Annotated in this window: 11 protein-coding genes; 5 read left to right on the forward strand and 6 right to left on the reverse strand. The window is 54.3% G+C overall.

What is annotated here, in order from left to right; all coding sequences use genetic code 11:
* A partial coding sequence (locus OQZ28_RS16455) for a hypothetical protein (protein ID WP_458136657.1) occupies nt 1-194 on the forward strand: 194 nt, incomplete at its 5' end.
* A 1-nt stretch (nt 195) separates the two neighbouring features.
* Here the strand turns inward: OQZ28_RS16455 and OQZ28_RS16460 are convergent.
* Nucleotides 196-1,026 carry an IS5-like element IS1032 family transposase gene (locus OQZ28_RS16460; RefSeq protein ID WP_035366909.1) on the reverse strand — a complete coding sequence of 277 codons (831 nt, stop codon included), beginning with the start codon at nt 1,024-1,026 and terminating at the stop codon, nt 196-198.
* A gap of 60 nt (nt 1,027-1,086) precedes the next feature.
* On the opposite strand from OQZ28_RS16460, the gene OQZ28_RS16465 reads away from it, so the two are divergent.
* The 4 genes from OQZ28_RS16465 to OQZ28_RS16480 all read left to right on the forward strand — a co-directional run bounded on the left by OQZ28_RS16465 (nt 1,087) and on the right by OQZ28_RS16480 (nt 3,660).
* Nucleotides 1,087-1,608, forward strand: coding sequence for a replication protein RepA (locus OQZ28_RS16465; RefSeq protein WP_458136661.1), 522 nt, complete (start codon nt 1,087-1,089; stop codon nt 1,606-1,608).
* 437 nt (nt 1,609-2,045) lie between these two features.
* On the forward strand, nt 2,046-2,486 hold the full coding sequence (locus OQZ28_RS16470) for an AbrB/MazE/SpoVT family DNA-binding domain-containing protein (protein WP_458136658.1): 441 nt from the start codon (nt 2,046-2,048) through the stop codon (nt 2,484-2,486).
* A complete protein-coding gene (locus tag OQZ28_RS16475) occupies nt 2,486-2,761 on the forward strand; it encodes a PIN domain-containing protein (protein WP_458136659.1) in 276 nt (91 codons plus the stop codon). The genes OQZ28_RS16470 and OQZ28_RS16475 overlap by 1 nt, the downstream gene beginning before the upstream one ends.
* A gap of 68 nt (nt 2,762-2,829) precedes the next feature.
* Entirely contained in the window at nt 2,830-3,660 is an 831-nt protein-coding gene (locus OQZ28_RS16480) for an IS5 family transposase (protein ID WP_034927665.1), read from the forward strand.
* Nucleotides 3,661-3,986: 326 nt separating this feature from the next.
* Here the strand turns inward: OQZ28_RS16480 and OQZ28_RS16485 are convergent, their stop codons facing one another.
* The 5 genes from OQZ28_RS16485 to OQZ28_RS16505 all read right to left on the reverse strand — a co-directional run.
* The gene (locus OQZ28_RS16485; protein WP_034932022.1) at nt 3,987-4,955 is read right to left on the reverse strand and encodes a hypothetical protein; all 969 of its coding nucleotides are present in this window, start codon (nt 4,953-4,955) and stop codon (nt 3,987-3,989) included.
* A gap of 4 nt (nt 4,956-4,959) precedes the next feature.
* Nucleotides 4,960-7,080, reverse strand: coding sequence for an ORC-CDC6 family AAA ATPase (locus OQZ28_RS16490; RefSeq protein WP_152927750.1), 2,121 nt, complete (start codon nt 7,078-7,080; stop codon nt 4,960-4,962).
* Complete coding sequence (locus OQZ28_RS16495; protein WP_034932019.1) at nt 7,038-8,012, reverse strand: phosphoribosyltransferase-like protein; 975 nt, start codon at nt 8,010-8,012, stop codon at nt 7,038-7,040. The genes OQZ28_RS16490 and OQZ28_RS16495 overlap by 43 nt, the downstream gene beginning before the upstream one ends.
* Complete coding sequence (locus OQZ28_RS16500) at nt 8,005-9,264, reverse strand: TRM11 family methyltransferase (RefSeq protein ID WP_156953891.1); 1,260 nt, start codon at nt 9,262-9,264, stop codon at nt 8,005-8,007. Before OQZ28_RS16500 ends, OQZ28_RS16495 begins: the two co-directional genes overlap by 8 nt.
* Nucleotides 9,265-9,688: 424 nt before the next feature.
* The coding region (locus OQZ28_RS16505) for a transposase (protein ID WP_458136660.1) at nt 9,689-10,013 on the reverse strand (325 nt) is incomplete at its 5' end.

Here is a 10,013-nt window from a genome sequence, read left to right on the forward strand (position 1 = left end):
CGCAGTCCTTCCCGGCTATGTTCACGTCGGGCAATACCAGTCCATGTCACCATTCACTCCATCTCTTCGTAAAGACGGATGAATCACAACAGGCTGGTATTGTTCAAAAACTTTCGGATCAGGCTCTAAGAGATTGGCTCAAGCGAATGGGCATTCCACAGGGCGGAAAATCCATCGCTGACGTTAGAGCCTGAATCAGAAAGCGGTTTGATTGATTTTTCGCAGAACTCTGCGGATATGGGCAATCATCAACCACGCGTGGGATGACGAGATTGTTGCCTCGACATCCTTCGTGAGGCGACGGCAGCGTCCGAGCCATGCAAAGCTGCGCTCCACGATCCAGCGTTTGGGCAGGACGACGAAGCCTTCGGCCCGATCGCTACGCTTGACGATCTCGATCGTCCATCGGCCGAGTTCAGCCAGCGCACCACGCAACTTCTCGCCGGCATACCCGCCGTCACCGATCAGATGGCGAAGCCAGGGAAACAATGAGCGTATTCTGGTCGCTACCAGCGGCGCGCCATCACGATCCTGAATGTCGGCGGGATGCACGACGGCTGCCACGACATGACCCAGCGTATCGGTCGTGATATGCCGCTTGCGGCCCCTGATCTTCTTGCCCGCGTCATAACCGCGTGGACCGCCGTTTTCAGCAGTTTTAACCGACTGGCTGTCAATAATGCCTACCGAAGGCGTGGCGTCTCGCCCGTCCTGCTCACGCGACAGGATCACGAGAATATGGTTTATCGCTTCCCATCGTCCCTCGCGGATCCAACGGTAGAAATAGCCCTGCACGGTCGTGAAGGCGGGAAAATGACGAGGCAATTGTCGCCACTGGCAACCCGTAGTGACGATATAGAGGATCGCCTCCATGACCCGGCGCAAATCCGTACGTCGTGGTCTCCCCAGTCGTTTCTTCTCGGGCATCAAAGGCGCAATCAGCGCCCACTCCGCATCGCGAAGGTCGCTTGCATACTCCAGGTCGTCCCGGCGATACTGCGCGCGGGTGATTTCAGTCCAGGCCATCTTGATCTCATCAGGTTATCGCAAACCCATGAATCATAATCCACTGAAATCACTCAACTCATTTTCGGTCAGACACTTAGAGAACAAGCCGAACGAATCTCAAGATGCCGAATTAATTTCGAATTTCATGGTGGGAACTCTAGCGGTCTCATCAATCAGAACATTGTCGATACAGCAATGTTTTTCGAAGATAATCAGCAAAACAAAACACAGTTTTTAGAACGTGTAAAATTATCAGAAGTATTTTTTGAACAACTCATTCGACATCCTGTCCCAATTGAAGAAGCTGCGATCAGATCTTTAAATGGACACTCGCAAGCTCTCGATATCTACTGCTGGTTGGCTTATCGACTACATGTTCTACAACGCCCTACTCCTATATCTTGGCTTGCCATTAAAGCTCAATTCGGAACTGGAGTTGTTCGCATGGGCCATTTTAAAACAAAGTTCATCGATAATTTAAAATTGGCTCAAGCTGTTTATCCGGATGCTAAAACTGACGTAACTTCAACAGGCCTGACCTTATACCCTTCAAAACCGCCAGTATCTCCGAAAACACAAAAGCCTACGCAAATTCGGTAGCTAAAAAGTGTCGCTAGAGTTCCCGCCTACCCCATAGGCATATCGGCGCTACCAGACGTCCGCTATTCACAGGTAATTCAAAAAAAAATTATGATAACCGCTCACGAGTACTGGAATATTCAATTCGAGGTACCGAAGAACTGTTAATCGATGCGGCTGCCTCACAATTTTAGACTATTGGCGATTTCTAGGAGGCATTCGATCTGTGTTCTGAGCAGATTGGGAATTTCACGCTCTGCCTTGCTAAGCGGCAGCGCTGACGTCTTCCAAGAAGAGAAAGCACCGCATGCTGTAGACGGTGTTGGCAAGGTCTATCCTTATGATGGCTCGGACGGTACCGACAGTTCAGACGCATAGCCCGTCTATGATTTCTAATCAGCATCGGATCAAACGGAGGAGAGCAATTTTTGCTGCCGTCTAAATAGGGTGTCCGGAAGGTGAGCTTTGTCCAGAACCCTATAAAGGTAATTTACGGACATATTGGTCTCCCCCTGTCCGAAAACGATCGTTTTCGGACACCCGAATTTTATGGCACCAACAATAAAAATGACCTAAACTCGGAAAATGACCCAAAACAAGGTTGCAGCCTTTTTGAACAGGAGATCAGTTGCATGATTCGTGTCAACGTTATGCCGAATGGTCGACTTGTTCTGCCGGTTGGCTTGCGTAAGTCGCTCGGCGTCGAAAAAGGCGGCCAGCTCATGGCGGAGATCGTAGATGGGCAGGTTCGCTTAATGACGCCTGATGCCTCGCTTGATCGGGCCAGAGCACTGTTCCGAAAATATGTCCCGGCCGGCACCTCGATATCCGACGAAGTCATTGCTGAGCGACGCGCTGAAAATGCGCTCGACAGCCATGACGATGAGGCGAAGCGCTGATGCCGATTTGCGTCATCGACACATCCGCTGTCTTTGCGGACCTAAACGAAGAAAAAGGAGCTGAAGAAGCTCGGTACTGGCTGCGCGATGCAGCCATCTCCGCGATCAACCTGCAGGAGATCGTTTCTAAAGCTGTTGATAAAGGCGTCCCAGTCGAAGGAATATCCGAACTTATCGCGGCTCTACGCCTCGACGTGCGGCCCCTTGATCACAATCTGGCTCTAGCGGCCGGATTGATGCGCGATGCGACTAAGCGGGTTGGTCTCAGTGTCTGACCGAAAATGAGTTGAGTGATTTCAGCGGGTTATGATTCATGGGTTTGCGATAACCTGATGAGATCAAGATGGCCTGGACTGAAATCACCCGAGCGCAGTATCAAAGGGACGACCTGGAGTATGCAAGCGACCTTCGCGATGCGGAGTGGGCGCTGATTGCGCCTTTGATGCCCGAGAGGAAACGACTGGGGAGACCACGACGTACGGATTTGCGCCGGGTCATGGAGGCGATCCTCTATATCGTCACTACGGGTTGCCAGTGGCGACAATTGCCTCGTAACTTTCCCGCTTTCACGACCGTGCAGGGCTATTTCTACCGTTGGATCCGCGAGGGACGATGGGAAGCCATGAACCATATTCTCGTGATCCTGTCGCGTGAGCAGGACGGGCGAGACGCCACGCCTTCAGTGGGCATTATCGACAGCCAGTCGGTTAAAACCGCTGAAAATGGCGGCCCACGCGGTTATGACGCGGGCAAGAAGATCAAGGGACGCAAGCGACATATCGCGACCGACACGCTGGGTCATGTCGTGGCGGCTGTTGTACATCCCGCCGACATTCAGGATCGTGATGGTGCGCCGCTGGTAGCGGTCAGGATACGCTCATTGTTTCCCTGGCTTCGCCATCTGATCGGTGACGGGGGATATGCTGGCGAGAAGTTGCGTGGTGCGCTGGCTGAACTCGGCCGATGGACGATCGAGATCGTCAAACGTAGCGATCGGGCCGAAGGCTTCGTCGTCCTGCCCAAACGCTGGATCGTGGAGCGTAGCTTTGCATGGCTCGGACGTTGCCGTCGCCTCACGAAGGATGTCGAGGCAACAATCTCGTCATCCCACGCGTGGTTGATGATTGCCCATATCCGCAGAGTTCTGCGAAAAATCAATCAAACCGCTTTCTGATTCAGGCTCTCAGTCACGGAGACCGCGCCTGTCTGGCACTAGCCAAGAAAATGGGGCTCCCCGCTGTCACGGCCGATCGGGCATGGGCTGAAATTGCGGACGCAATCGGAGTTGAGGTGGTTCTCATTCGATAGCCGTACGCAGCGTAACCCTATGCAGGTTTTCTGTTCCACTGCTACTTACCCCCAGGAGGAGCCGCTTGAGATAAGCAGACCTTCCGCTTACGCCTCAAGTCGGACATGCCCGCTTATCAACAGCTTTGCGCATAGCGGACATGAGCATCATGGTCTCTCTCGGCCAGTTTTTTTGGTCGTTGCCCGACAGCACTATACAAATTCGACGCGATAAAGCCAGGCTCGTGCCAGATCGGTCCCCGTCTTGGGGGAATATCCTTCGCTGAAAGGGAAAACGATCCGTGCGCCGAGCGGGGGGCCCTCAAAGATGTGGTAGAGTGCAAAGCCAAGCGCTTGTGCCTTCGTACCCAGCGGGCATAGCATTATGCTGGTGCTGCGGTGTCGGGCTAGTCTTTGCTCTATGATTTCGCCTAGCACCGATGCTGTTCCAAATGGGTCGTTGGCGGGTGCGAAAGATCGGTGCGTCTCGGAAAAGTTGGGGTCCCCCAGTTCGTCAGCCGCTCGGCGCGACCTCAACACGCTCTCCTGATACATATCTGCCCTCAACGAAGGGAGGCCAAATACCTGATGTTTCTCAGCTTTGTCTTTGTTTTCGGCGACTGCGGCCAGTAGACGATCATCATATCCCATCCCGATCACGAGAAAGTCCTCACCACCGCGCACACTCGAAGCTCCCTCGAATCCTCGAACAGGGCGCACTTCGATAATAGATCCCGTCGAGAAAGGCGTCTTCTCCTTGAGTGCGTAGTGTTTAGGTTCCGAGTACAGCATATCGACGACGCGAACACCAAGGCGTTGCAAGTAGAGAGTGATGAACATCAGATGGGGGCGGAGAATTCCGGTAATGTCTATGCACAGCCGTGTGCGTGCAACGTCCAACTTGCCGTTTGCAAGCAGACTATCGATCAAATCCTTGCAGTAAATCGCCTCGTCCGGAATCGAGGATTCGAACTTCTGACCACTTGGCAGTTCCTCGCTAGAGAGACCATATTCCTTATGAATCAGCCAAATTTTTTCGGTTGCTTGGATGTGTTCGTATACCTCGACGGTTCGCTCACCCAGATTGAACGCGGAGAGGAATAGGTCATAGGTGTCGGTCGCCTGCCACCCCCGGCCACCGAAGATTTCCTGGCGCAGGTAAAGTCCGTAGTCGTGTGCCATGGGTTCAGTCGCCGAAAAGATCACGCTGGCTATCGTCAGCGTCGCTGTCAGCGAAATCCTTGGACGCGCGGCGTGCACGATCAAATGGAGCGTTCATCCGACTTGCCCAGTCAGCTTTCACACTATCGAAAGCCTCAACCATCTCCGGATCGAAGATCGCGTTCATCTCTACCTCACTCAGGGGCTTGATGCCCCTCCGGCCCGTCGCTAGCCCCCACTTAGGCACTAGCATCCTGTTGAGTTGGAATTTGCCCGTCACCTGCTCGGAATTTCGCTCGGACTGCCCCCCAAGAATCTCGACAAGAAATGAGTGGTCAAGGGCGAGCCGCAGGTTCCTCTGGGATGTCTCGGAGCCAACGCGAGCGCTCACGCTAAAGCCGATGAGCGAGCATTCGATGGGATTGTCCGCAAACCTATTGATTCGAAAGAGCTCCGCCAGCCGGTCGACGGCGATGAGGATTGCCTGCCCATCGCCCCCGGCCTTCCTCATGTTGTTATAGAACCAGTCTGCTGCAGCGAGCGCGCCCTTGCTTTCCGCATCAAGACTAATGCTACCGGACTCGAATGGGCGTTCACCTTGGAAGGAGGCCCAGTCGAAAGTCTGCTTCAACAACGTGATCAGCGCCCTTGGCTGCCCCTCAGACATGCGCGTGAACTCGTCTAGTCCGCCGTAGTTATATCTGAACGAGGCAGCCCTAAACATTTGGGCGATAAGGTCCGACTTATAGTGCTCAAGCTTCTGCCGATACCGTCCGGCGCTCTTGGAACTGACGAAGGCCTCGCAGTCAGATCTAACTGAAGTCGCCGCTTGTACGAGGTTCAAGCCTTTCGCCCATGCGTTGAAAATGAGGAAGGTGTTCAGCTTCTCAAGCAGAGGAGCCTCGGGAACGACGATTTCGTTCATGATCGCTTGGATATCCGCCTCACTTTGGACCCCGCCTACGCCACCGCCTGAAAGCCTCGCCGTCATTGCTTCTCGCAGATGGGTCATATGCGGTCTTTCCAAGGACGGCGCACCCTTGACCAGTTTCATGAAGAAAGGATCGAAGGGATCCCGCTTGGGCTCTTCAAACCAGTCCGTGAGACGACGAGCCCGGCCGGTCTGTCCCGTCGACGAGTGCGGCCAGAAGTTCTGAAGCCGGCGTTCGACTAGTCGTGTCACCAGCTCTCTGTAGGTTTTCTCGTTGCGCCGGAATCGGAGATCCAGCCGCAATTCCTCAAATTCGGAATCTCTGATGTTCTCCTCACCCGCGCTCATTGTCTCGTGTGTCTTGATCCCGAACTGCCGTGCACCGATTTTGAGAGTAGCCGGTCCGCGGCGATCGCGCACGAGCGTGTTCACGTGCTTCTGCTGGACTTCGGTCAGATTCTCCAGTTCATCCAACTGATATGCGAAGATGAATCCGCCTAGGTCGCTAGAGCAATTTTGGAAGACTTCGGGAATTCCAAAGATTATTCTTCCGCGGCTGGCTGTGACGTTCGGAGCCAACTTGCCCGTAAACGCGGCGTTGTTGACTTGGTAATCAAGTTCGCGCCTACGCCGCTCGAATTCGTCAATCAAAGCCTCGACGCTACTGGCGGCAGGCTGATCGAAATCGAAAAGCTGGCAGACCGCCGCACATAGCAATGGTTCGATGTTATCTTGGATGCCACTTCCCAGCAGATCGTTTATCACCGCAAGCGCCGCGATTCCTAGCGAAAGCTCAAGATAATAGGAGAACACCTCAAGCCAGGCTTCCTCGGACTGGCCTTTGCCTTGGAAACGTCCAGTCTCGAGCCCGCTGCACAGAGTGTATATACCCACGTACCCGTCAGCTTGGGCACCGGCGAGGAGCGTCCGCCTATCCCTTTCGAACCGTTTTTTCTGTAAGGGGAAGGAGGCGTAACGCATGAGATGCGTTTTGCCACTACCCTTGCTGCCCAAGATAAACGTTGGCATGGGCGATGCGAATCTACCAGCACCGAACAACGAATCCGGACTGTCGGCCGGAGCGATATCGACCCAGAGTTCTTGTATCTGGTCGTCGCTCAGATCATTGGCCTTCGTTAGGCTGAACGGGTTGCTTGGTGTCATGCCGGACATCACCATGAAACCTTTGGGTATCGGCGGAAGATCGGCCGCCAAGTTTGTGGGCCGGTGTGATCAGACCAAAATATTGGCAGACTATTGTCCGGTGTATTATGCGCGAAGCCGATGTAAAGCTGGCCATCGTCCCAACCCAACGGATGCGCGGGCACCAACTTGCGCCCATAGCGACGGCAGGTGGCTTCCGTCGGCAACCGAAGCGGGGCGATGCTCGGCTCGACGTAGAGGCGAGAATCCGTCGCAAAGGCTCGAAACGTAGAGTCGAGTTCGACCACGGGATAGACCTCATCGAACGCTGAGTGTTTGCGTAAATGTTCAATCCCGTCGGACAGCCCGAAAACGGGATAATAATAGGCCTTCACCTTTGGGCTGATGATCTTCAGCGGCTTAACGACCCGATCGGAGTATTCTTTACCTTGTTGTCCTGAGCCACATAGATCGTCGATGAAGACGTAGCGGGTTATGTCGGCATTTTGGACTTTTAAGCCGCCAATAGATCCAGCGGTTGAAAGATCGAATATATCCGAACCGTGTATAAAGAGATTTTTTGGTAAGGTATTCTCTTGCCGGAAATAATATAGAAGGAGTGCACTACTCTCAGACGGGTTGCCAAGTGATACGAATCGTGTGTGCAGCAGCTCGCTGGCAACCATGCTGGCGACCGTAGTAAGCGTGGTCGAAGGATGCAACTTTGAGCGTACCTCCTTAGCTATCTGCGGACGGAAGGTGTCGCGAAAGAGAGAGCGGAGCAGGGCTCGGATCTCGTTAACCCCGAAATACATGAAGTTTGAGAGCAACCGGAGCACCTGAAGTTGCTCATCGATGTCGGGATCATCGTGCTCTTCGAACTGGTCGAGCCAGTCGAGCACTTGGGGCCAGTCTGCCCGTCGCTCCCAGATCGAGCTGTGCAGTGTCTTAATCTTCGCCTGCAACTCGTCAGCAATGAGATCATGAAGCGGCCCCTTACGCACCGGTGCGCACTCTCTTCAAGAGAAAAACGGACTCTTGCTGGATCAGACCTGCAGTACGGTTACGCTTCGTCATCAAACCTCGCGAAGCTATCGAGTCAAGAAGATGAAGCTTGGTGGAGAAGCCAAGACCCTCAGCGATCCGTTGCAAGAAAAACGGCGTTGGAAACTCTAGACCGGCGACGAGGTTTGGGCCAACCACGAGGACTAGGTTGCCGTCATGCTTCATTGTGCGCGAAAGCTCAGACAAAGCGTCTCGCATCTCGAGCAGATAGCGCTGTGCGATGCGTGCACGAAGCGGGTTGCGCTCGACAATCTCTTCCAAGAGGGCATCTGCCTCTGGTATGCCCGTCCCCGAAGACGTGAGCGCTTCGTCAGCGGCGAGGTGCTCACGTCCAATCGACTGCCGTTCGATGGGACGCAGCTTGCAATCCGGAGTCAGACCGAGCCATCCGAGCGACAAGCTGGATGCTCGCACATATTTCTGGGCGCCAACGTAGGGCGGTGACGTGATGGCGAGATCCACCGAGGCTTCTGCGACTCCGAGCGACCGCGCATCGGAGAAAATCTCCGGTCGGTCGACTGCAAATAGTTGTCCGAGTTCGGGGCATCGCTGAATATTCTGGCTGGCGATGCTCCAGAACAACGCTCCCACGTCGACCTCGCCCAACCGCACGAGGCGGCGAATGACCTCGTCACCTTTCGCCCCGTATCTCGCGCTTCGGTCTGGGTTAATCTTGACTGGAACCGACAGCCTTGGATCCGCATAGCTGACGCGCCTTGCCGTTGCTGAGAAGCTGACGTCAAACACCGGCCGATACGGCGCGGGCACGTTACGCTGAATGGCCGTCTTCAACCGTCCCAAACAATCGGAGATTCTCTCCGAGAACCAGTAGTCTCGATTTACGACATCCGGAATGTTCGGAGAGGCTGAGGGATAGGCTGCCATAACTTCGTCTAGATGTCGTCGCGCGATCGCGCGATCCAACGGTGTAAGCTTTGCCGTGGTGATTAGCCGCGCCAATGGATTGGAATCCGAGCCTATGGGACGCAGGCCAGCCAGCATCCCTTCGTAAAGAACTGTCCCAGAGCCGCAGAACGGATCGAGTAGCGCGCTGCCTGACACAGTTGGTAGTGCGGCAAGGAAAAACTGTGGGATGTTTACGAGTAGCTTCGCAGGATATGGATGGATCGCGTGAGCGCTCTTATTCGTGCTGCCATCCGAACTCATGAGTTGCCGGAAGTTGACCTCCACCGCTGATCCCGTCGCTTCAAAACGCGCAATTAGGTGAAGTAGACTACTCTCAGCCGCTCCTCTCTGCTCCTCCCGCTTCGTGCTTAACAACATAAATTACTACTCCCCGTGCAGCATAGACACTCAGGCGATTAAGGCAACCATTTGATGGCTTTACGCATTGCCGAAGAAGAGACCACCTGCTCCGCGAGTGGGGGCTCAAGGCCCGATAGCACACGTCTTGGCTTGACAATAATGCAGCGTGCCAGAATTAGAGAGGACGTCGGCTTACGATGTTTCATGTCGGATACCCGATGGACCGTTCTCCCCCCATTTTTCCCATTCGAATTAAATCCGTATTAAACAGACTATAGTCTGTTTGGGACGCCCTAGCAGCCTGTCGGGTTGGGCATTTTGCGGCTGATAACGCCGAGGCTGACCCGGCTTATGCTGCGTGAAGCCGTGCCATTCTTTTGCAGTTGTATGCGAGAGCGACGAGTGTCCATTCGGTCGTGACTTTTGCAAGGCTGCGCAGACTGAATCTTCTGAACCCCATGATGCTTTTGATAATTCCAAAGACCGGCTCCACGGTCTGTTTTCGTAGTCTGTAAATATCTCCGGCTTCTGTAGTTTCCAGCCTGTCCTTCATGGCAAGCCGCCAGGGTTCGGTGATCCGGCGCGGTTCCCTGTCTTCAGGAGGTGGCCGGAAGTCATAAGGCCTGCGGGCGCAGGGCCGTCCGATGGCGACCAGCGGATCGATGCCTTTTTTC

It is taken from the genome of Komagataeibacter sp. NFXK3 (assembly GCF_054182245.1).

What these genes read in the sequence shown, in the direction of transcription:
- OQZ28_RS16480 (WP_034927665.1), top strand. Translation starts at nt 2,830, where the DNA reads ATGGCCTGGACTGAAATCACCCGAGCGCAGTATCAAAGGGACGACCTG.
- OQZ28_RS16460 (WP_035366909.1), bottom strand. Translation starts at nt 1,026, where the DNA reads ATGGCCTGGACTGAAATCACCCGCGCGCAGTATCGCCGGGACGACCTG.
- OQZ28_RS16475 (WP_458136659.1), top strand. Translation starts at nt 2,486, where the DNA reads ATGCCGATTTGCGTCATCGACACATCCGCTGTCTTTGCGGACCTAAAC.
- OQZ28_RS16485 (WP_034932022.1), bottom strand. Translation starts at nt 4,955, where the DNA reads ATGGCACACGACTACGGACTTTACCTGCGCCAGGAAATCTTCGGTGGC.